Here is a 21989-nt window from a genome sequence, read left to right on the forward strand (position 1 = left end):
TTTGTCGTACGGCTGTCGCACCAAGTTCAGACCAATGGCCGCCATCGGCGCAAGCCCGCTCCTACCCGCGCATTCGGCTCTCGTACGAGATGGCGTCGCGGATCTGGTGCCGGTCGGTGACGCCGAGCACCGGGAAAGACCGGTAGAGGTGCGAGGACACGGTCCTCGGGGAGATGCTCAGCCGTTCGCCGATCTGGCGGTTGGTCAGGCCTTCGGCCGCGAGGCGGACGATCTCGCGCTGCTGCGGCGTGAGTTCGGTCAGCCGGTTGAGGTCCATGGGCCCCGTGACGGCGACCCCTGAGGCGCGCAACTCTGCTTCGGCCCGTTGGACGTACGGCTCGGCGCCAAGGCGCCGGAACACCTCCAGGGCGGTGACGAGGACGGGTTTCGATTCGTTGATACGCCGGCGACGGCGCAGCCACTCGGCGTAGTCCAGCCGCAGGGACGCCCGCTCGAAGGGCCACTCGTCGCCCGCGGGGTCGGCGAGCGCGCCGGCGTAGTGCTCCTCCGCCTCCTCGGGCGGCGACGTCAGCGCCCGGGCGTGTGCGAGAAGCTGCCGCAACCGTGGCGACACGTCGCCGTCGATCCGGCCTGCGGCGTGCTCGACCACCGCTCTGCCCTCGTCGGCCTTGCCCGTACGGGCGGCGGCGGTGGCGAAGTCCGCGAGCGCGAAGTAGGAGGCGTGGTAGTGGTGCGGTGCGCCGTCCGCGTCGAACACCTGGCGAAGAAGGCTGTAGGCCGTCTCGAAGTGTCCCTCGACGAGGGCGATCAGACCCTCGGCCCGGCGCTCACGCGCCGCGATCACCGGAGAGTCGATCGGGTCCATGGCGGAGACCGCCGTCGCGGTGAGCTCGCGGGCGCGGGCGACGTCGCCCCGCAGGGCCGCCAGCGTGGCCGCGACGAGACTGACCTCGGCAGTGACGATCTCCATTCCGAAGGCCCTGGCCAGTTCCGACGCCTCCTGGCTCGCGTCCAGCGCCTCGTCCCACCGGCCGGTGTCCAGGCAGGCCCACGCGAGCCCCATCACCACGGCGCCGCTGGCACCCTGCACCCCCGGCTTGCGGAGCATCTCCCGTGCTTCCCTGAGGACACGCACCGCCACGTCGGACTGGTCGAGCACCCAGGCGACCGAGCCCGCCGTCGACGAGGCGGGGATGTCCAGCCGGTGTTCCGTGATTCGGCGAAGTTCCGCCAGCGCCTGGGGACGTTCCCTGAAGGGGTCGATCGCGGCACGCGCCAACAGCCGGATCGCTCCGTAGGCCAGTTCCTTGCCGTGTGGCCGGCCCGGGTCGTCCTGCTGGGAGAGCCGGTTCACCAGCCGGCGCACCGCGGCCCGGCCGGCGGGCGCTCCCAGGTGGTAGGCGACGGTCGCCGCCGGTCCCAGAGCGCTCCAGGCGATGAGCGGCTCCTCCGCGGCCGTCTCCTCACCCAGCCTCACGAGCACTCTGAGTGCCTCCGCCTGACGTTTGGTCCAGGCGAGAGCCCATCCGATCTCCCGGTCGGCCTTCGCGTGCAACACCGGATCGGCCGTGCACGCCGACGCACGCGTCGCGAGATCCTGGACCCACGCGGCCTGCCCGGTGACTGTGGCGTAGTCGGCCGCGAAGAGGAGTCGTCGTGCTCTGTCCTCGGAACTCGGGCTCAGTTCGGCCGCCCGTTCCATGGCGAGGGCGGCGGCCACGCAGCCTCCGCGGCGCAGGGCCTCCGCAGCCGTCTCCACAAGGAGCAGCGCCACATCCTCGTCGGGATGGAGCGTCGCCCGCGCGAGATGCCAGGCTCGGCGGTCCAGCCGGTGCGTCAGGACGGCGGCGAGACGACGATGAGCCTCCGCCCGGTCGGCGAAAGGCGCCGCCTGATAGACGGCCGAGCGCATGAGGGGATGGGAGAACGCCACTCCCGCGCCGGTCACGGAGACCAGGCCGGCGTCCTCGGCAGGCCGCCACACCTGTGGGTCGAGACCGGGAAGGCCGGCACTGGCCGCCTCCAGCAGTTCGGAGGGCCCTGCCACGGCGGCGTACAGCAGGGCCGTACGGCATGTCTCCGGCAGGGTGCTCACGCGCGCGCTGAACAGCTGCTCCAAGCGGTCGCTGAGGGGGAGCGGGTCGTCGAGCCGGCGGCCCGTCCACATCTCCGTCGCCGTCGCCTTGCTCAGCTCCACCAGGGCCATGGGGTTGCCCTGAGCATGAGCCAGGACGGTGGACCGGGTCAGACCGCCGGGCCTGTGCGGTTGCACGTCCAGCAGAAGGTTCGCATGCGTCTGCGTGAGCGGTTCGAGCCGCAGTTTGCCGACGTCTTCGCCGAACGGGCGCGGTGGAGTCTGGCCGCGCGCGCTGAAGGCGATCGCGATCGGCTCGTTCCTGAAACGCCTCCAGGCGAAGGAGATCACGTCGCGGGAGTTGTAGTCGAGCCACTGGATGTCGTCGATCACGAGCAGGAGTGGCGACCGCTCTGCGACCTTGAGGAGCAACGTCACCGTGGCGATGCCGATCAGCAGCCGGTCGGGGACGGCGAACTCCTCGACCAGGCCAAACGCCGCCAGCAGTGCGTTTCGATGGGGCGCGGCCAGCTCGTCCAGAGGCGAGTCGGGCGAGCTCAACACAGGGTGAAGGAGTTGGTGCAACCCCGCGAACGCGAGCTGGGTCTCGGACTCGTTGGCCACGGCCGACAGAACGCGTACGTCCTTCTTGCCGGCCTCGTCCACCAGCCGTGCCAGGAGGCTGGTCTTGCCCATGCCCGCATCGCCGAGGAGCGCCAGCGCCTGGCCTGAGGGCGCGTCGATCAGGCCCATGAGTCGGTGAAGCTCGTCTTCTCGGCCGATGAGGGCCGTGCCGAGTGCGGGAGAAGTGCCACGCCCGGGTTGCGACATGTCGTGCGATTCCCATTCGTACAAAACGGACAGTCCACAGACTTTACTGGCAGCGACCGCCGTTCCGGCCGAGGTGCAGTCATGTGTCGGATACCGGAGGCCTCGCCACCTGTACAGACTGGTCGAGCCCCCGTACCTGCCGGTTCACCCGGCCCGCGATGTCCCGTGAAAGGAGCGGACGCCGGTCCATGCGCCACCTGATCGAGGCGGACATGCTGCTCGGCCGTGAACAGGAGAGCGCGCGGCTGAAGGGCATGCTCGACGCCGCTCGTCGGGGGTTCGGCGGCTGTCTCCTGCTGCGGGGCCGGGAGGGAGCCGGGAAGACGGCGTTGCTCGACCATGCGGTGCAGGCGGCGCCCGACGCCATTGTGGTGCGGATCTCCGGGGTCGAGTCGGAGACCGGGATCGGCCACGCGGCGCTGCACCAGGTCCTGCTGCCGTTCCTCGATCGCCTCATGGTGTTGCCCGATCCACAGCGGTCCGCTCTGGAGACGGTCTTCGGCCTGAGCGGCGGCATGACGCCCGAGCCGTTCCTCGTCGGGGTCGCCGCCCTCACTCTGCTGGCCGACGCCGCCGCCTCGTCCGGCGGTGTGCTGCTGTGCATCGTCGACGACGCGCACCTCGTGGACCAGGAGTCGGCTCAGGTGCTGGCGTTCGCCGCCCGGCGGCTGCGGGCCGAGCGCATCGTCCTGCTCATCGCGATGGAGGAATCCCCTTCTGGGGCTGCGACATGGGCGGGGCTGCCGGTTCACGAGGTCGGAGGGCTGGATCCGGCCGCGGCGCGCGAACTGTTGCTCTCGACCTCCAGCGACTGTGTGGCCGACCACGTGGTCGAGCGCATCGTCGCCGAAGCGGACGGCAATCCTCTCGCCCTCCTCGAAATCGGCAGTACGCTCACGCCGGACCAGCTGGCGGGCGTCGCACGCCTTCCCGAGCCGCTGCCGGCCAGCGACGACGCGCGGTTCACCAGGGAATTGGGACGGTTGCCTGCGGCCGCGCGCGTGATGCTGCTGACCGCTGCGGCGGAGCCGTCGGGCGACCCGGAGGTCGTCCGGCGTGCGGGAGCCGAGCTCGGTTTCGGGGACGACGTGGCCACGCTCGCCGGGGTCAGGGACGTCGTGGAGCTGGATGGGCGGATCCGGTTCCGCCATCCCCTGCTGCGCTCCGCGGTCTATCACGGCGCGTCCACGGACGAGAGGCGACGGGTTCACCGGGTCCTCGCGGCCGTCACCTCGGTCGAGCGGGACCCCGATCGCCGCACTCTGCATCTCGCCGAGGCGGCCCCAGGGCCGGACGAGGCGCTGGCCGCCGAGCTCGAGGCCGCAGCGGGCCGGGCCAGAGCGCGGAGCGGGCACGGCGCGGAGGTCGCCATCCGTCTGCGCGCCGCGGACCTCACGCCGGACGTCTCCCGGCGGGCGCGGCGTCTGGTGGCCGCGGCCCGAGCGGCGGTGAGCGCGGGCGCGTTCACCCAGGCCCGAGCGCTGCTCGTGGCGGCCGCGCCGCATCTGTCCGATCCGCTCACGCGGGCGCTGGCGGATGAGATCCAGGCCAAGGTCGAGCTGCGTCTCGGTGGCTCGGCCGCCCGGCAGCCTGCCCTGCTGCTGGCCACAGCCCGCACGTACGAAGACGGCGACCGCAGGCGGCGCGACAAACTCCTCGAGGCCATGAGCAAGGCCTTCGTCGTACGGCATGCGGTTGAACGAACGACTCCGCTCGAAGTGGCGGAAGAAGCGCTCGCACTCCCGCGGCCGACCGTCAGTGATGCGACGGCGGGGGACCTCCTGCTGCACGGCTGCGCCACGCTCGTCGCCGTCGGCTACACCAAGGCGGTGCCCCTCCTCCGCGCGGCCCTCGGCGCTCTCGCGGACCCGGAGGTGTTCGCGGCGGGTGCGCCCGAGTGGTTCATGTTGGGAGCCACGGCCGCACAGGCCGTATGGGACGACGGGTTCCGCGCGGGCTGGTTTCGGCGCGTCGAGGAACAGGCCCGGGCGGACGGTGCACATGAACGGCTTCGCTGGGCGCTCATGGCGGCGCAGCTCGAACGGGCGTCGAGCGGCAGGATCGCCGACGCCGGCGGTTCCCTGGAATCGGCAGGCGCCGGGCCGGAGACATGGGAGATCATCACGACGCCGGAGGTGCCGGCCTGGCAGGGGCGGGACGAGGAGACCCTGTCCGCCGCGGCGCGGTTCGAGCGGATGGCCGGCGACTTCGGCATGGGGGTTCTGGCGAATCTGGGCCAGGTCGCGCTGGGCGTTCTGGCGCTCGGGCGTGGCCGCTACCGCGACGCGTTCGAGGCGACCCGGCGGTTGTGCGAACAGGATGTGCTGAATCTTGAGCATCTGGCGCTCCCTGACCTCATCGAGGCCGGCGTGCGGTGCGGTGAGCGCGACCACGCGGCCGAGGCGCTCGGCCGCCTGAGGGTCAAGGCGGTCGCCGCCGCAACACCGTGGGCACTCGGACTGCTCGCCCGGTCGGAGGCGCTCCTCGCGGAGCCCGCCCGGGCCGAAGACCTCTATGTGCAGGCCGTAGAACATCTGGAACGCACGCGCATGGCGACGGATCTCGCCCGGGCCCATCTGGTCTACGGCGAGTGGTTGCGCAGGAACAAGCGCAAGAACGACGCCCGCCTCCGCCTGCGCCTCGCCCACGACATGTTCATCGAAATGGGAGCGGCGGCGTTCGCGGAGCGGTGCCGCATGGAGCTCGTCGCCGCCGGCGACCGGGAAGGCGGCACGGCCGTACGGGAGCCCGGCGACCTCACTCCGCAGGAGAGGCGGATCGCCAGGCTCGCCGCCGGTCGCGCGACCAACCAGGAGATCGCCGCACAGCTGTTCATCAGCCCGAGCACCGTCGACTATCACCTCAAGAAGGTATTCAGGAAGCTCGGCGTGAGGTCGCGCCGCCAACTCGTCCTGAGGGAGCTCTGAGTCCGAAGAAGCGGTGCGGGCATGGCGTGCCCGCACCGCTTCAGGCCGGATCGCCGGGCGCGGCCCCCGCCTGCACGCTCAGCGGACGGAGCAGGCCGCCTGCTCGATGAACTTCGTCACGGTGGCCGGCTGGGAGATGATCCCCAGGTGCGAGGCGGTGAACTTCTGGGTGTGCGCGCCGGCGTTCTTGGCCATCTCGATCTGCTGCGCGACCGGGATGATCTTATCGTTGGTGCCGATCAGGTCCCACGCGGGGATCGTCTTCCACGCGGGGGGGCCGGAGTGCAGGCCGAGGGCGAGCAGGGACGTCGGAGACTGCGAGGCCGCCAACTGGGCGCCCTTCGCAGGGGACAGGTCACCGGCGAAGGCCCGGACGAACACGTCCGGCAGCACGTAGGTGTCGTAAATGTTGTCCGGAGCGTTCGGGTAGTCGACCAGCTTGAACACCGACGCCGGGTTCGATGCGCCCGGCGCGAGCGCCGAGTCGGGACCGCTCAGGTCGGCTACGGTGTCGCCCTCGTCGGGGATGTAGGCGTCGACGTAGACCAGCGCCTTGACGTTGGGGTTGCCGGTAGCGGCGTTGGTGATGACGGCTCCGCCGTACGAGTGCCCGACGAGGACGATCGGCCCGGTGATGCTCGCCAGGTAGTCACGCAGGTAGTCCGTGTCGTCGGACAGGCCCCTGAGCGGGTTGGGTGCGACGGCGACGGTATAGCCGTCGGCCTGGAGCCGGGTGACCTCGCCGGACCAGCTGGACGCGTCGGCCCAGGCGCCGTGGACCAGCACGATCGTGGGCTTCACGTGAGTCGGCGCGGTGTGGGTCGCCGGTGTGTAGGCCGTCGCCGCGGTCGCGGGCGTCAGACCGAGCGGGATCGCGACGGCCGCGGCCGCCGCCGTCGCCGCGACGGCATAGCGGAGGCGGTGCCGCCCGAGGCCACGGGCGATGCGGTTGACGAACATGGAAGTGCCTTTCTGTGGTGCATGAGTGCGGATCCCGTCGAGGACGGGAGCGCGGAGGAAGGTCAAGGTCAGCGGAGGAAACCGAGCAGGGCCGAGTTCACCTGGTCGGTGTGGGTCCACGCGATCGCGTGCGGCCCGCCCTCGATGACGACGTACTGGAGGTCGCCGATGAGCCCCTTGAGGCGGTCGCCGGTGACCTCCTTCGGCAGAATCCGGTCCTGGTCGCCAGTGATCACCAGGACGGGGACGTCGAGCTTCGGCAGGTCGGCCCGGAAGTCGGTGAGCCAGGTCGAGATGCACTCGACCGCGGCGACCGGTGAGCCGGCGACGGCGATGTTCCAGCTCGACTGGAACGCCTGCTCGCTGACGAGGGTCCCGCCGTAGACGTCGTAGTTGTAGAAGTTCTCCAGGAACTGCTTCAGCCACAGCGGCCTGTCGGCCTTGGCCGTCTCGATGAAGCCGTCGAACAGGCCCTGCGGGACGCCCTGGGGGTTGTCGGCGGTCTGCAGCAGGAAGGGCGGGATCGGCGAGACCAGCACGGCCTTGCGCACGCGGGCGCTTCCGTACGTGCCGAGGTAGCGGGTCACGTCGCCGGTGCCCATCGAGTGGCCCACCAGGACGGCGTCACGCAGGTCGAGGTGCTCCATCAGCGCGTTGAGGTCCGCGGCGAAGGTGTCGTAGTCGTACCCGGTCGCCGGCTGGCTGGAGCCGCCCCAGCCGCGACGGTCATAGGTGATCACGCGGTAGCCGGCGTCGGTCAGCACCGACAGCTGCTTCTCCCAGGCCTTGCCGCTCAGCGGGTAGCCATGGCTGAGCACCACGGGCGTCCCGGCGCCGTGGTCCTCGTAATAGATGTCGATCGTTGCTGAGTTTTCCGTGCCTACGTTCAGGTACGGCATGCGGGTTCTCCGTCTCACGCGAGTCTTCGGTGTTCGGGGCGAGGCCACGGCAAGCCGATGGTCCTGGCCCATCCGCCGGAGACGCTAAACCCGGGCACGGCGGCCGGAAATCACGTGAATTTCATAGTCTGCGCGCCGCGGCCTGCGCAGACCCGGCGTCTACGCGTCCCAGGCGCACAGCATGTCGAGTGGCTCGGAGGCGCGATCGTCTGCGGGCGGCCGTCTGCGGGTGACTACGAATTTTGCAGGATTCATCCCCCGGCGCGTCCCTCCTACGGTCGGTCTCACGATGCCGGTTTTCCGCGCGTCGGCGATGTGGGCCGTCGTGGCGAGCCAGCGACAGATCAACGGATGCGGCGGCGATGTCCGCCGCCGTCCTCGCGGTACGGACAGGACGTGTGATGAGTGAAAAGGAAACGCCGACCAGGGGCCTGGATGAGGAGCGGCCGCTCCCGGAACCGCCCGACAGCCCGCTCGCCGCGGAGGTCCGGACGCTCATCATGCGCGCCGCGACCCCCGCCATCGCCAACCACAGCATCCGCACCTACGTCTTCGCCGAGTTGCTGGCGGCGCACCGCGGGGCGCGACCGGGGCGCGACTACGACCCGGAGTTGCTCTTCTTCGCCTGTGCGCTTCACGACGTCGGCCTCACTCACCTCGCCGACGGCCGGCAGCGTTTCGAGGTCGACGGGGCCGACTTCGCCGCCGACTTCCTCAGCACCAGGGGCGTGCCGGGCCGTGATGTGGACATCGTCTGGGAGGCGATCGCGCTCAACACCTCGGGCGGGATCGCGGAAAGACGCGGTCCCATCTGCGAGATGACGAGGACCGCGGTGGTGATCGACTTCGGGGCGGGCACCGAGTTCGTCCCCGACTCCACCGCAGCGCGCGTTCACCGGCTCTACCCCCGGCAGAACCTCGCGACCGCCCTCGTCGACGCCGTGGTAGCCCCGGCCGTGGCGCGGCCGGAGAAGGCCCCTCGGTTCTCGATGACCGCCGATCTCGTCGACCAACGCTCCCTGCCGGGAGGGGGAAGCGTGATCGAGGAACAGGCCAGGGCGGTCCGCTGGCGCGCCTACGACTGACAGTGATGATGGAAATGAGCGCCTCCCGGCGGGGTTTGACCCAACGACTGACTGACCTTGGGGTCCTCAACGGGATCTGTCGGCCCCGGCGGAGAGGCGCTCATGTGCACTCACCGGACGTGGCGTTGTGACTTCATAGGAGCCTGGCCAGAGGCCCCATCACTGTCTTGTCCGCGTTGCCCGGCTGGTGCGTGCCGCCCTGCCCCGGTCAACAACGACCGGACGACGATGCCCCCTATTACATCTGAAGACGCGCCGACCATCGAGGTCGCCGGTGGAGTCGACACCCATCAAGACACCCACACCGCGGCAGTGATCGACCCGGTGGGACGGGTGCTGGGCACCGAGCAGTTCCCCACCACCTCCACCGGATACCTAGCGCTGCTCGCCTGGATGCGAGGATTCGGGCGATTGTCGCGGGTCGGGGTCGAAGGCACCGGCGCCTACGGAGCCGGACTCGCCCGGCTGCTGCGAGATGAGCAGGTCGAGGTGGTCGAGGTCGACCGTCCCGACCGCAAGACCCGTCGTTTCCAGGGCAAGTCTGACCCGATCGATGCGATCCAGGCTGCCAAGACCGCGCTGGCCGACGAGCGGACCGGCACGCCCAAGCAGCGAGACGGCCGGATCGAGGCGTTGCGGAACCTGCGGGTGGCCCGGCGCAGCGCCGTCGATCAGTGCGCGGACACCCAACGCCAGATCAAGGCCTTGATCGTGACTGCTCCGGAAGAACTCCGCGAACAGCTGCGGGGTCTGCCCGTCAGGGCGCTGATCGCCGCTTGCGCGAACCTGCGGCCCGACCGGACCGATGCCGCCGGCCCGGCCACCGCTGCGAAAATCGCCCTGCGCTCCCTTGCGCGCCGCCACCAGCAGTTAACCACCGAGATCGCCGATCTCGACGAACTCCTGGATCCCCTCGTGGCCGCCATCAATCCCCGCCTGGTCGCCACGAACGGTGTCGGAACCGACGTCGCCGGCCAGCTCCTGGTCACCGCCGGGGAAAACCATGACCGGCTCCGCTCCGAAGCCGCCTTCGCCATGTTGTGCGGCGCGGCTCCGATCCCCGCTTCCTCGGGTAAAACCAACCGGCATCGCCTCAACCGCGGCGGTGACCGGCAAGCCAACGCCGCTCTCTACCGCATCGTCCTATGCCGCCTGCGCTGGGACCCCCGCACCCGCGCCTACATGGAACGACGCACCAAAGACGGCCTCTCAAAGAAAGAGATCATCCGCTGCCTGAAACGCTACATCGCCCGCGAGCTCTACAGGATCATCACGACAAACGATCACGAACGCGTGGCTTGACATCCATGGGAGCATCACCCTGGGAATCACCGCGTCAGTAGACCTCGAACCCGTCGTGCCGGGATGCGCCGTCGAGGAAGGCGATCTGCCATTCGGCCCTCGTCGAAGATGCCCCGCTGGTCGTCGATCAGGTCGCGCGCCTTCAGCGCCTCCTCCCACACCTGCTCGGCGGCGGCGAGCGCCTCCGCCTCCCCGTCGGCCTGGCGCACCCAATACATGTCGTAACCCACGGTGTTTCCTTCTCGCCTGAGGTGCCGGCCGGACGTCAGAGGTCGTCCTGGCCGAGGCCGACGCGGCCGTCGAGGAGTTCGCGGGCCGCGTCGAGGTGGCCGAGGTGGCGGGCCGTCTCTTCGATCATGTGCATCACGATGAAGCGCAGGTCGGTGACCTGGTCGGCGTCCCCCTGGTTGTGCCGTCCTAGGGGCGGAGCCGACAACGGGGTCTCGGCCAGTACGGCGTTCGCGCGCTCGATCTGATCGCGGTAGAACGCGAAGACCGCATCGGCCTGCCGGGTGGTCGTGAACGGCCCGCCGTGGTGCTCGTCGGGGTCGTCAGGCCAGGGAAGGGGCGCGGCGGATCCCAGGGCGACCTCCTGGAACCAATGCCGCTCGGCATGTCCGAGGTGTTCGATCATCCCGAGCGGTGTCCAGCCGGAGGGCAGCACCGACGTCGTCAGCTGATCGGCGTCGAGATCGGCGACGACGGCTAACGCCCTGGCGCGTTGGGCTTCCAAGAAGGCGATCAGGACCGTGTCCACAGAATCGGCGATCATGGCCCGAGTCTGCCGCATATGCGGTCACATCGACCGCTTCTCTCAACGGGCGATGCGGGGCACGTGTGGGCGCAGGCGGCCGCCCCACCCCAGTGCAGGCCCCGCTCGCCCGGCTCAGCGCCTGACCGTTACGCGCATTTCTAAAGGTGCTCGAAAATCTATCCCCTGACCTGGGTGGGCTGTTTACTATGCCTTTCTCCCGGGCCGGGTGTGGTTCGACTCTGGGGTGGTTTGTTGTCGCCTATATCCGGTCTTTTCCGAACTGTTCCTGGTCATAGTCGCGAGGAAGCGGACATTCCGCTGTTCCGCCTGGGTGATAGAAATGCGCTCGTATTAGTCGGCGCGCTCGCCGACGCACGGGGGTTCTCGGGTTCTCATCCCGCTCTCGTGAAAAGGAACATGCACCGGGGGATTTATGAATCGAATGGCTAAGGTGGCCGCGGTCGCACTCGGCGTCGGCGCCGTGGGCATGTTCGCGGCGCCGGCCCAGGCCGCCGTCGCGACGGTCGACCCCTACTTCGATGTGTGGGACGGCGCGTCAATCGGTACGAACCAGAACTTCGGCCTCCTGAGCGGTACGCCCCTGCTCGGAAGCGCGCTGCAGCGCAACTGCAACAACATCAGCAACGGTCCCATGCTCGGCACCGGTGTCGGCCTCAGCCTCAGCCTCAGCCTCGGCATCGGCATCGGCGGCGCAAACTGCGGAAACTCCATCAACACCGGCATGACCACCGGAGATGCCGGTGGGAACGGTGCTTTCGCCGTTGCCTCTGGCGCTTCGGGCCTTGCTTTTGCGGGCGCTCCGGGCGTTGCTTTTGCGGGTGCCGATGGAGCCAGCGTTTCGGGCGCTGCGGGTGAGAGTGGCGCTTCGGGCGTTGCTTTTGCGGGTGCCGATGGAGCCAGCGTTTCGGGCGCTGCGGGTGAGAGCGGGGCTCCGGGCGTTGCTTTTGCGGGTGCCGATGGAACCAGCGTTTCGGGCGCTGCGGGTGAGAGTGGCGCTCCGGGCGTTGCTTCTGCGGGTGCCGATGGAACCAGCGCCACCCTCACTTTCATACCCACCGGTGGTAAGCGCCCCAAGGGCGTCAACTTCAATGTCAGCGGCGGCAAGGGCGGCGGCGGCGGCGACGCGTCCGGCACGGCCTGTGCCTTCGCAGGCAACGGCGGCAACGGTGGCAAAGCCACCGGCGGCGACGCCGACAAGGGTGGCGCCGGTGGGATCGCCACCGGCTCCGGTGGCGCCGGTGGCGCCGGCGGCAGCGCCGCCGCCACCGGCGGCGCTGGCGGCGCTGGCGGTGCCGGCGGCTCCGGTGGCAACGGCGGCAACGCCAACGGCGGCACCGGCGGCAACGCCACCGGTGGCAACGGCAACTCCAGCGCCAACAACGCCAACGGCGGCACCGGCGGCGACTCCATGGGCAACACCGTCGGCGCCAGCGCCACCGGCACTGGCGGCAGCGTCCAGGCCGCCGCAGCCGGCTCCGGCCAGCAGGCCGGCAACGGCAATATAGGCATCGGCATTGCCTCCGCCTCCAGCGCCACCACCGTCGCCGCCACCGCCAGCGCCAACGGCGGCAGCGGCGACGCCAACATCAACGGCGGCAACGGCGGCGACGCCACCGGCGGCGCCGGCGGCCCCGGCGGCTTCTCCATCGGCGGCGCCGGCGGCAACGGCGGCTCCGGTGGCGACGGCGGCAGCGCCCTCGCCAGCGCCAACGGCGGCGCCGGCGGCGCCGGCGCCAGCGCCAATGGCGGCGACTCCACCGGTGGCAGCGCCAGCGCCAACGGCGGCAGCGGCAGCGCCTGCAACGGCAGTAGCAACATCGGCAACGGCGGAAGCGCCAATGGCGGCAATGGCGGCAACGTCATGCTCGTATTCAAGTGCCCCAAGGTTCACAAGAAGCCTTGTTGGGCCCCCACGACTACCAGGAGGACCGTTCACGGATCGCGACGTACCGCTGGACCGTCTTGGGATGACACCCCGTCGGCTCCGCCGCTGAGGCGCAACCGGTCGACCACCGCGTTCACCACCACGGTGGCTGCTAAGCCGGCGCGGGCATCTGATCCTCGGCCTGTCGGTTAACCTCTGAGCTGCTCATTTGCCGCATTCGGCGATGATGGCCGCTATCCGCCACAGCGGATAGCGGCCATCCGAATACGGCATGTCGCCGGGCAGCATGGTGGCCACCGTCTCATCTTCGGCTCGGGAAGAAGCCGGAGGGAGGCGGTGGCCGTGGCATTCATGCGGGCACACGTGTTGACGAGGGCTCCGAGGCCGCAGGGCCGCCGCAGGTCAGACGGGTGAGGGGGCTACGCGACTCCGGCTCGTGCCAGCCGGCGCATGACGAGCAGTCCGCCGATGCCGGGGATCAGCGCCAGGGCCTTGGTCCTTGCCCCCGCGTTCCGGTCGCGGGCGGTGGTGAGGACGACCAGCAGGTACGCGCAGCCGTGCAGCGGACCCACCAGCGAGGAGACCGCGGGCCAGTGCGCGGTCGCCAGGTTGGCCAGCAGCACGGCGAGGGAGATCAGTTCAACGGAGGCCGCGGCCTGTAGGACACGTCGCATCGCTCACACCCCCGTCGTGGAGCCGGGACGCACGATCATCAAGACGGTGACCACGGCCCACAGCAGGTTGAACACGCCGGTCGCCATGGCCAGCCGTACGGTGGCCTCGCGATCCACCGCGGCCGGCTCCGAACCGAGGGCGGCCAGTGCGGCGTCCTGCCGAGGCAGGATGAACAGGGCGAGGACGGCGGCGGCGAGCGCGGTGAGCGCGATCGAAACGATCACCCAGGTGTCTCCGAGCACGTGGAGACTGTTCGCGGTGGCCAGCCCGAAGGCCGGTACGGCCAGGCCGACGGCGGAGTAGACGCGGCAGATGCGGTGCAGGGTGCGGACGGTGGCCACACCGCCGGTGCCCTCCTGCCCGGCGCGCCGGACGGCGGCCGGGAACATGCTGGCCGCGACGGCGACCGGCCCGATCGCCATGATGGCGGCCAGGACGTGGACGGCGAGGAGCACCTTCGTCATGACGCGGCCCCTGACGTGCTCTCGTGCCTGGTATGTCCGTTCTGGTGCCGGACCAGGCCCCGACGTTCGTGGGCGGACTGCGCGTACATCGGCGAGATCTCCTTCTGGCTTCCTGGTGCCCGCCCAGGCTAGGGAGAGGGGAGCGCTCGCCCCAGTGGCTGGATCGCCAAATGCCAACGGATTCTCGCCAGGTCTCTGACGTGGGGTGACAGGCGTCAGAGCACAGGAACCGGGATGGCCGGATCACGTTTATTGTGGCCTTCGTGCACACGATCGCGATCCTCGCCCTGAATGACGTGGTGGCGTTCGACCTGTCGACGCCGATCGAGGTGTTCGGCCGCACCCGGCTGCCCGACGGGCGCAACCCGTACCGCATCCGGGTGTGCGGGCCCGAGCCGGAGGTGCGCAGCGCGGCGTTCACCGTCAAGGTGTCGTGGGGGCTGGAGGCGCTGGCCGAGGCCGAAACCATCATGGTGCCCGGCTGCTCGGAGCAGGCCGCGCCGCCTCCGCCGCATGTGCTCGAGGAACTCCGCCGGGCGGCCGCGCAGGGCACCCGGATCGCGTCGATCTGTAGCGGCGCCTTCATCCTGGCCGCCGCCGGTCTGCTCGACGGGCTGACCGCGACCACCCACTGGGTCGCCGCCGCCGAACTGGCCGAGCGGTTCCCGCTCGTGGACGTACGGCCGGACGTCCTGTACGTCGACAGCGGGCAGATCCTCACCTCGGCGGGCGCCGCCGCCGGCATGGACCTGTGCCTCCACATGATCCGTAGCGACCACGGTTCCGCCGTGGCGGCCGACGCGGCCCGCCTGTCGGTCATGCCGTTGGAGCGCGAAGGCGGGCAGGCGCAGTTCATCGTGCACGAGCACCCGCCGGCGCCGCGCGGGTCGGTCATGGAGCCGGTGCTGGCTTGGATCGAGGACAATCTCGGCCACGACCTCACCCTGGAGGAGATGGCCGTCCGGTCAGGGATGAGCGAACGCACCTTCAGTCGCCGTTTCCGCGAGCAGACCGGCACGACCCCGCTGCAGTGGCTGCTGCGCGCCCGGGTGCGCCGTGCGCAGTACCTCCTGGAGAACACCGATCACGGCGTCGAGAGGATCGCCGCTCAGGCCGGATTCGGCTCGCCGGCCGCTTTCCGCGAACGTTTCAAGCGGGTTGTCGGAACGACCCCGCAGGCCTATCGCGCGTCCTTCGGCGGCCGGCGTCCGCTGCCCGCGGTGTGAGCGTGCGGTTGAGTGCCGGCGGCCGCCGCCCGGGCGGGCGGCGGCCGTTGTCATGCGTTTCCCGATAGCGGGCCGGTCAGGCGTACGGATCGAACGGGATTCCGGCCGGCTTGGCCTTGGCGAGTTCCCCTTCGAACCAGCCGTTCCTGAGCCCGAACTGGGCGGCGCCGAAATCGGCGTTGACCAGCTTGTCACGGAAACCGGGCGGGTAATTGTCCCAACCGATCAGCGGCGGCCACTGCCACCATCCCTTGTGATTCTCCGGCTGCTCGCCGAAATTGGCGAAACGGAAACAGTGGGTGCTGATGCCGTCCTTGTGGTAAACGATCAGCGGGTGTTTCCCGGTTTCGTCCCACGGGATGTCGTTTCGAGCGCGGATGTTGTATTTGCCGTGGGCGGACGCCGCCACGTACATGCCCCATTCGCCCTGCACCCATACGACGACGTGCTCCCAGTCGTGCCGGTGACCGGCGCTTCCGGGGCCAAGGGCGGCCTGGTCCTTTTCGAAATAGAGCGCGTACATGTACGCGCACCATCCGTTGTTGCACTTGACGCGCGAATAGGCGTTGGTGTTGTCGAGGTCCCACGAGTCGCGGCAGTGGCCGTTCTCGGCTCCACCGAGCGCCAGGCCCGGGGCGATCGTCCCGTCACGCCCGATGGCCGGGGTGGGATAGCAACCGTCGCCGTCGTAGTCGAAACCCGGCTCGTAAATGCGGTCGGGCCATGGGGCCGCCCAGTCGAGCGCGGGCGGCGGATCCGCGAAGGCCACGCCGGGAAAGACGACGACCATCGCAATGGCGGCCACGAATGCGCGGACGGCGAAAGACAATTTTCCGAATCGCCTTCTGACCGGTCGTACGGCGTCCGGCGACGCCCCGGATGACACTGGTCGCATCAAACCTCCTGATCGATTTCCTGGCATATCGAAACGGCTGCGGGCACCGGAGGCGACGGAATTATCTGTCTTGATCGAGGATCACGGTAGGATCTTGACATCATTGAGTCAAGCCTGAAATAGGCGGAAGTTTAAGGACGCATGAACCTCTGGCGTCGGGAACATCCGCGTGCGCCCACGGGGGCGTATACGGCGAAAGGCGCGCGTCACGAAAGCGTGCGGTCACGCCCCGTCGCGGAATCGGAGAAGTGCGCGCTCATGCCGGGAGTTCGCGGACGCGTGCCGTACGGCCCGGCCGTGATGAGAGGCGACGCCTCACGCGGCTTCGGCGGAAACGGCCTTCTCGAACTCCGCCCGGAGCATTGACGCGCCGAACACGGGACCGCCGGGTTCGAACAGGCGGCCCGCCCGCAGACCGTCCAGCTGGACGGCGTCGTAGCCGATGCGGTCCACGACCTCCGCCACGATGTCGACGGCCGCGGGGTCGTCGCCGGCGACGCCGAGCGCACGCCGATCGGGGGAACCCGCGGGCCGTCGTTCCTCTTCGAGCTCGTGGTAGCCCTTGTGGTTGAAGGTCTTGACGATCGTCGAGCGGGCGAGGCGGCGCTGGACGATCTCGCTGCTGCCGTACCGGGGATCGTCGAACATGCCCTGGACGCCGTCGGTCGGCGGCCAGTAGTTCATCGTGTCGACGACGAGCTTGCCGGCCACCGATGCCGGGTCGAACGTCGCGAACGCGTGGAGCGGGATCGCGAGCACCACGATGTCGGCGTCACGGACGGCGTCGGCGGCCCAGCGCGGTTCGGCTCCCGGCACGAGCACCTGGGTAATGAGGGCGATCTTCTGGGGGTCGCCCGAAGCGGAGATCGTCACGTGGTAGCCGGCGTCGATCGCGATCCGCGCGATCACCGGGCCGACGTGACCGGCGCCGAGCACGGCGATCCGGGGCGACGACATGGCCGGCTCAGTCATGGAGGTCCTCTGCGGCGGGGTCGGGGTGGAGATGGTTCTGCAGGGCCGTCAGGATGCCGGCGAGAGCCTCGAACTGCTCGGGCGTCAGGGCGTCGGCGAAGTGCTTCTTGATGGCGCGCGCGTGGGGCGCGGTGGCGCTTCGGAACATCCGGGCCCCGTCATCGGTGAGTGAGACCTCGGCGCCGCGGTTGTCCGTGGGGCACTCGTCGCGGCGGATGAGGTGGCGTCCCTCCATCCGCTTGAGGTGATGGGAGAGCCGGCTCCGCTCCCAGTCGATGGTCGCCGCCAGTTCCGATGAGCGCAGCCGCCTGTCCTCCGCCTCGCTCAGCGCGAGCAGCACGTGATAATCGGCTGGAGAAAGGCCGGAATCCCGCAGCAGCTCTGCCCCCAGGATTCGGCGAAGCTCGGCGGTCGTGTCGACCAGCGTTCGCCAGATCGCGAGCTCCTCCACCGACATCCGCCGCCGGGCCGCCGCGCTGGTGGCGGGGCCGCCGTCACTCATGATCCACACCCCATCCGGTTGACGCTTCAATCATACGCGCATGGTTGACGTGTCAATCAAATGATCGGCCGGGGTCTACACGCATCGATGGCGGGCTGGTACCGTGACCGAGCATCAGTGTCGGACATCGGAGCGTGACATGGCAGGCGACGACGACATCTCCGGGTGATCCCGGAGCCCATGGCCATCGGTGACGCGCTTTTCGCGTAACCGCCGTTTGGCGATGTCCTCGTTTCCTGATCATTTCGCCGGACGGCTTCGCCGTACCGGCCGAACGCGAGAGCGATTCGATGTCCGACGCCTTGATCGTTGTTTCCAACCTGTCTTTTTCCTGGCCCGACGGCACCTCGGTGTTCGAGGACCTCTCCTTCAGCGTCCCTGCCGGCCGTACCGGCCTGGTGGCCCCCAACGGCGCCGGCAAGAGCACGCTGCTCAGGCTGATCGCCGGTGCGCTTCGCCCGGCTTCGGGCTCCGTCGCGGTGGAGGGGGCGCCGGGCTACCTGCCCCAGACGCTTCCGCTGGCCGACGACGTGACCGTGGCGGAAATGCTGGAGGTGGCGCCGGTGATCGCCGCCCTGCACGCCATCGAGTCCGGTGACGTCAGCGAGGACCACTTCACCACCGTCGGGTCCGACTGGGACATCGAGGAACGCGCCCGCGCCGTCCTGGACCGGCTCGGCCTGACGGACGTCGCGCTGGACCGGACGACGCGGACGCTGAGCGGCGGCCAGGTGATCTCGCTGGGCCTGGCCGCGCAGCTGCTGAAGCGCCCCGACGTGCTGCTGCTCGACGAGCCGACCAACAACCTCGACCTGGAGGCCCGCCACAGGCTGTACGAGGTGCTCCAGGACTACAAGGGCGCTCTGCTGCTGGTCAGCCATGACCGGATGCTGCTCGACCGGATGGACCGCATCGCGGAGCTCGGCGGCGGAGAGCTGCGCTTCTACGGGGGCAACTTCACCGAATACGAGACGGCGGTGCGCGAGGCCCGCGAGGTGGCCGAGAAGAACGTGCGCAACGCCGAGCAGGAGCTGCGGCGGGAGAAGCGGGAGGCGCAGCAGGCCCGGGAGCGCGCCCAGCGCCGGGCCGGCAACGCGGCGCGCAATCTCAAGTCGGCCGGGTTGTCCCGGCTGCACGCCGGCAATCACCAGCGCCGTGCCCAGGAGTCCGCGGGGAAGTCGGCAGAGGTGCACGGCCAGCGGCTCGACGCGGCGAAGGCCAGGCTGGACCAGGCCGAGCAGGCGCTGCGCGACGACCAGCGGATCTCGTTGTCGCTGCCCGAGACCAGCGTCCCGGCCGGGCGTATGGTGCTGGTCGGCGCGGGCATGCGGGTGCGTCAGGGCGACCGGCAGATCTTCGCGGGCGACGGCGCCGACCTGACCATCCGCGGCCCGGAGCGCATCGCCCTGACCGGGCGCAACGGCGCCGGGAAGTCCACCCTGCTGCGGCTCATCAGCGGTGATCTCGCGCTGGAGGCGGGCAGTCTGACCCGCGGACAGGGGCGGGTGGCGTATCTGTCGCAGCGGCTCGACCTGCTCGACCTCGGCCGTTCGACCGCCGACAACCTGAGGGCGTTCGCGCCGAACCTGAGGGACGCGCAGGTCATGCACGTGCTGGCGCGATTCCTGTTCCGGGGATCGCGGGCCCAGCTGCCCGTCGGCGCGTTGTCCGGCGGCGAGCGGCTGCGGGCCACCCTCGCGTGCCTCCTGTACGCCGAACCGGCACCGCAACTCCTGCTTCTCGACGAGCCGACCAACAATCTCGACCTGGTCAGCGTCGCCCAGCTCGAAGGGGCCCTGCAGTCGTACGAGGGCGCCTTCGTGGTGGTCAGCCATGACGAGCGGTTCCTCCGCGAGATCGGAGTGGACCGCTGGTTGCGGCTGTCCGAAGGGCGCCTGCTCGAGACCGCCGCCCCCGACGCGTGAGGTCGCCGGCAGGCCCGGCGAGGGGATTTCATCCATGATGCTGCCCTTAACACCATTTTTCCCTCTATCGCCCGAAATCGGGGAACGCTTATGCGTGAAAGCCGGCGGCGGCGCGACCTGAGGTGGTGCAGGCTCCATGGCGGACGAGGCCGACGTCTTCGACGTGATCGTGATCGGAGCGGGACCGGTCGGAGAGACGGCGGCCGGGCGAGCCGTACGGGGCGGCCTGACCGCCGCCGTCATCGAGGAACGGCTGGCTGGCGGCGAATGCGCCTACTACGCGTGCATCCCGAGCAAGGCGCTGCTGCGGCCGGTGGGGCTCGCCGGCGAGGTGCGGCGGCTGCCCGGCCTGGAGTTGCGCGGCCCGATCGACACCGGGGCCGTGACGGCACGTCGTGACGAGGCCGTCTCGCATTTCGACGACGCGGGGCAGGTGCAGTGGATTGAGAGGGTCCCGGCGACGTTCTTCCGGGGCCGAGGACGCCTCGCCGGGCCTCTGGCCGTCGAGGTGGCCGGGCCGGACGCCGGCGTCAGGGCGCTGCGGGCGCGGCAGGCCGTCGTGATTGCGACGGGCAGCGACCCGCTCATCCCCGACGTGCCCGGGCTGCACGAGGCGCGCCCGTGGACGAACCGGGAGGCCACCAGCGTGCGGGAGGTGCCCAGGCGGCTGGTCGTGATCGGTGGCGGCGTCGTCGGCTGCGAGATGGCCCAGGCGCTCCACGCGCTCGGCTCCCACGAGACGACCATGCTCGTGCGGGGCGAGCGCCTGATCTCGCGCACGGAGCCGTTCGCGGGCGATTTCCTGGTGAGGTCGTTTCGGGAGGCGGGCATCGACGTGCGCTTCGGCCGGACGGCCGTATGCGTCGAACGGCCGGTCCCCGGCGGCCCGGCGACCGTCGACATCGACGACGGATCGAGGATCGAGGCCGACGAGATCCTCGTCGCCACCGGCCGCCGGATCAACGTGTGCGACATCGGCCTGGAGACGATCGACCTGAAGCCGAACGGCCCGATCGAGGTGGACGCCAGCATGCGGGCGACCGGCGTCCCCGAGGGCTGGCTGTATGCGATCGGCGACGCCAACGGGCGCAACCTCCTCACCCACATGGGCAAATACCAGGCTCGCGTGTGCGGAGACGTGATCGCCGCACGGGCCCAGGGCCGGCCCGACGACCTGCCGGGGATGCGCGACACCGCCGACGACCAGGGCGCCCCCCAGGTGATCTTCACCGATCCGCAGGTCTGCACCGTCGGTCGTACGGAGGTTCAGGCCCGCGCCGCGGGCTTCGCCGTACGGATCGTGGAGTACGACATGGGGGAGGTCGAGGGGGCCTACCTCCAGGCCGAGGGTTATCCCGGCAGGGCGAAGGCCGTGGTCGACGAGGACCGCCGGGTGCTGCTCGGCGTGACGTTCGTCGGCCCCGCGGTCGTCGACCTCCTCCATTCGGCCACCGTCGCGGTGGCCGCGGAGGTGCCGCTCGACCGGCTCTGGCACGCCGTCCCCTCGTTCCCGACGGTGAGCGAGATCTGGCTCAAGCTCCTGGAGGAATACGGCCTGTGAGGCGCCGGATGGCTACTCCTCGTCCACAGCGGCGTCGATCCAGCGGAACCAGGCGTCCTGCCCCTCGATGTGCAGGATGAAGTCGGCCACCTGCTTGCCGTCAGGGTCGATCAGTTGCATCTGCTCGCTGATGCGATCGTAGGCGGCCTCCCACTCGTTCCAGTCGGGCTCCTCGTCCTCCTTCATGAGGGCGAGTTCCGCGGCGAACAGCGGCTCCACCTCCGCGAACCCAGCGTGGGCGACGAACTCGCCGGAGAGCCACGGGAAGTCGGCGTCGTTCACCCGGACCTCGCCGAGGATCTCCCCGCCCCGGCGCAACTCCCACGTCTCGTCGATCATGCCCGGGACGATACCCGGCACTTACGACAAAACGAATCCTTGAGGATGTTCCAGTGGATGCAGGGGTGATGAGATCTTGACGAGGGGTCGGCCGATGTTCAGCTGAGAGAGTTTTCGCTAGTTTCGTTTGTTGTACGGTCCGGGTACCGGGGACAAACGGAAACGGAGGCGTATGAGCGACACGCCGTTGGCCGCCGCGGACGCCCGGACCTTTCTTCCAGAAGAGGATCCTCAGACCCATGCCGCCATAGTCGATCTCGTTGAAGAGCTGCGCAAAGGAGGGCGACCGGTCGCTGATAGCCCTGCCCTTCTGACGGGTCCCGACGGGTCTCCGCGGTTGCCCTTGCCATTGCCGATCTACGAAGCCCTGCTGCAGGTGGCAGAGGCGCTGTCGAAGGGATTGGCCGTCACCGTGGCTCCATAGCGCATGACCATGTCGACTGACGAAGCGGCTGAGTCGCTGGGAGTCTCTAGACCTACCCTTGTCAAGCTTCTGGAAAGCGGCGAGATCGCCTACCAGTGTGCAACGGACAGGCCCGGAGCGCATCGTCGAGTAAAACTCCAGGATGTTCTCGCATATAAGGAGAGACGTCGGGCTGAGCGGCGGCGACTTCTTGACGAGCTGACCACAGAGTCCGTTGGTGCGGGAATGTACGACAAGCCCGCCAATGAATTCTGAGGAGCATATTTCAACCGCTTTGGAACGAGCGGACTCCTTCCATCGGCGATGC

General features: G+C 69.5%; 20 protein-coding genes. 9 read left to right on the forward strand and 11 right to left on the reverse strand.

Annotation, left to right across the window (positions count from 1 at the left end; genetic code table 11):
- Positions 1–61: 61 nt before the first annotated feature.
- The gene (locus Pth03_RS30910) at positions 62–2866 is read right to left on the reverse strand and encodes a helix-turn-helix transcriptional regulator (RefSeq protein ID WP_203947960.1); all 2805 of its coding nucleotides are present in this window, start codon (positions 2864–2866) and stop codon (positions 62–64) included.
- 188 nt (positions 2867–3054) lie between these two features.
- On the opposite strand from Pth03_RS30910, the gene Pth03_RS30915 reads away from it, so the two are divergent.
- Entirely contained in the window at positions 3055–5793 is a 2739-nt protein-coding gene (locus tag Pth03_RS30915) for a helix-turn-helix transcriptional regulator (protein WP_203947961.1), read from the forward strand.
- A gap of 78 nt (positions 5794–5871) precedes the next feature.
- Here Pth03_RS30915 and Pth03_RS30920 read toward each other — a convergent pair whose 3' ends face one another.
- Together Pth03_RS30920 and Pth03_RS30925 are read right to left on the reverse strand one after the other, a co-directional pair.
- Positions 5872–6753, reverse strand: coding sequence for an alpha/beta fold hydrolase (locus Pth03_RS30920; protein ID WP_203947962.1), 882 nt, complete (start codon positions 6751–6753; stop codon positions 5872–5874).
- Between the two features lie 68 nt (positions 6754–6821).
- Positions 6822–7652 (reverse strand): alpha/beta fold hydrolase, encoded by an 831-nt coding sequence (locus tag Pth03_RS30925; protein ID WP_203947963.1) that lies wholly within the window; start codon positions 7650–7652, stop codon positions 6822–6824.
- Between the two features lie 401 nt (positions 7653–8053).
- On the opposite strand from Pth03_RS30925, the gene Pth03_RS30930 reads away from it, so the two are divergent.
- Both Pth03_RS30930 and Pth03_RS30935 read left to right on the forward strand, forming a co-directional pair.
- Positions 8054–8737, forward strand: a complete 684-nt coding sequence (locus tag Pth03_RS30930; RefSeq protein ID WP_203947964.1) for an HD domain-containing protein — start codon at positions 8054–8056, stop codon at positions 8735–8737.
- Between the two features lie 237 nt (positions 8738–8974).
- Complete coding sequence (locus tag Pth03_RS30935; RefSeq protein ID WP_203948003.1) at positions 8975–10039, forward strand: IS110 family RNA-guided transposase; 1065 nt, start codon at positions 8975–8977, stop codon at positions 10037–10039.
- A gap of 26 nt (positions 10040–10065) precedes the next feature.
- Here the strand turns inward: Pth03_RS30935 and Pth03_RS30940 are convergent, their stop codons facing one another.
- Positions 10066–10269: a hypothetical protein gene (locus tag Pth03_RS30940; RefSeq protein WP_203947965.1), complete on the reverse strand. Its 204-nt coding sequence runs from the start codon at positions 10267–10269 to the stop codon at positions 10066–10068.
- Between the two features lie 35 nt (positions 10270–10304).
- Complete coding sequence (locus Pth03_RS30945; RefSeq protein WP_239119488.1) at positions 10305–10811, reverse strand: DinB family protein; 507 nt, start codon at positions 10809–10811, stop codon at positions 10305–10307.
- A 433-nt stretch (positions 10812–11244) separates the two neighbouring features.
- Here Pth03_RS30945 and Pth03_RS30950 point away from each other — a divergent pair, with 433 nt between their 5' ends.
- Positions 11245–12891 carry a TrbL/VirB6 family protein gene (locus tag Pth03_RS30950; RefSeq protein WP_203947967.1) on the forward strand — a complete coding sequence of 549 codons (1647 nt, stop codon included), beginning with the start codon at positions 11245–11247 and terminating at the stop codon, positions 12889–12891.
- Positions 12892–13118: 227 nt separating this feature from the next.
- On the opposite strand, the gene Pth03_RS30955 is transcribed toward Pth03_RS30950, so the two are convergent.
- Both Pth03_RS30955 and Pth03_RS30960 read right to left on the reverse strand, forming a co-directional pair.
- Positions 13119–13373 (reverse strand): hypothetical protein, encoded by a 255-nt coding sequence (locus Pth03_RS30955; RefSeq protein ID WP_203947968.1) that lies wholly within the window; start codon positions 13371–13373, stop codon positions 13119–13121.
- A gap of 3 nt (positions 13374–13376) precedes the next feature.
- Complete coding sequence (locus Pth03_RS30960; RefSeq protein WP_203947969.1) at positions 13377–13838, reverse strand: hypothetical protein; 462 nt, start codon at positions 13836–13838, stop codon at positions 13377–13379.
- A 263-nt stretch (positions 13839–14101) separates the two neighbouring features.
- Here Pth03_RS30960 and Pth03_RS30965 point away from each other — a divergent pair, with 263 nt between their 5' ends.
- The gene (locus Pth03_RS30965; protein ID WP_203947970.1) at positions 14102–15064 is read left to right on the forward strand and encodes a GlxA family transcriptional regulator; all 963 of its coding nucleotides are present in this window, start codon (positions 14102–14104) and stop codon (positions 15062–15064) included.
- A gap of 76 nt (positions 15065–15140) precedes the next feature.
- Here the strand turns inward: Pth03_RS30965 and Pth03_RS30970 are convergent, their stop codons facing one another.
- From Pth03_RS30970 to Pth03_RS30980, 3 genes are all read right to left on the reverse strand, one after another.
- Positions 15141–15893 carry an NPP1 family protein gene (locus Pth03_RS30970; RefSeq protein WP_239119489.1) on the reverse strand — a complete coding sequence of 251 codons (753 nt, stop codon included), beginning with the start codon at positions 15891–15893 and terminating at the stop codon, positions 15141–15143.
- Positions 15894–16274: 381 nt separating this feature from the next.
- On the reverse strand, positions 16275–16931 hold the full coding sequence (locus Pth03_RS30975) for an NADPH-dependent F420 reductase (RefSeq protein WP_203947972.1): 657 nt from the start codon (positions 16929–16931) through the stop codon (positions 16275–16277).
- Positions 16924–17433 carry a MarR family winged helix-turn-helix transcriptional regulator gene (locus Pth03_RS30980; protein WP_203947973.1) on the reverse strand — a complete coding sequence of 170 codons (510 nt, stop codon included), beginning with the start codon at positions 17431–17433 and terminating at the stop codon, positions 16924–16926. The genes Pth03_RS30975 and Pth03_RS30980 overlap by 8 nt, the downstream gene beginning before the upstream one ends.
- A gap of 290 nt (positions 17434–17723) precedes the next feature.
- On the opposite strand from Pth03_RS30980, the gene abc-f reads away from it, so the two are divergent.
- Positions 17724–19358, forward strand: a complete 1635-nt coding sequence (gene abc-f / locus Pth03_RS30985; RefSeq protein WP_203947974.1) for a ribosomal protection-like ABC-F family protein — start codon at positions 17724–17726, stop codon at positions 19356–19358.
- A 136-nt stretch (positions 19359–19494) separates the two neighbouring features.
- Entirely contained in the window at positions 19495–20919 is a 1425-nt protein-coding gene (locus Pth03_RS30990; protein ID WP_203947975.1) for a dihydrolipoyl dehydrogenase family protein, read from the forward strand.
- 12 nt (positions 20920–20931) lie between these two features.
- Here the strand turns inward: Pth03_RS30990 and Pth03_RS30995 are convergent, their stop codons facing one another.
- Positions 20932–21258 carry a hypothetical protein gene (locus tag Pth03_RS30995; RefSeq protein ID WP_203947976.1) on the reverse strand — a complete coding sequence of 109 codons (327 nt, stop codon included), beginning with the start codon at positions 21256–21258 and terminating at the stop codon, positions 20932–20934.
- Positions 21259–21430: 172 nt separating this feature from the next.
- Between Pth03_RS30995 and Pth03_RS31000 the strand changes: the two genes are divergently transcribed.
- Positions 21431–21682, forward strand: coding sequence for a hypothetical protein (locus Pth03_RS31000; RefSeq protein WP_203947977.1), 252 nt, complete (start codon positions 21431–21433; stop codon positions 21680–21682).
- A gap of 9 nt (positions 21683–21691) precedes the next feature.
- Positions 21692–21937 (forward strand): excisionase family DNA-binding protein, encoded by a 246-nt coding sequence (locus Pth03_RS42630; protein WP_203947978.1) that lies wholly within the window; start codon positions 21692–21694, stop codon positions 21935–21937.
- The last annotated feature ends 52 nt before the right edge of the window (positions 21938–21989 follow it).

It is taken from the genome of Planotetraspora thailandica (assembly GCF_016863335.1).
Lineage (GTDB): Bacteria > Actinomycetota > Actinomycetes > Streptosporangiales > Streptosporangiaceae > Planotetraspora > Planotetraspora thailandica.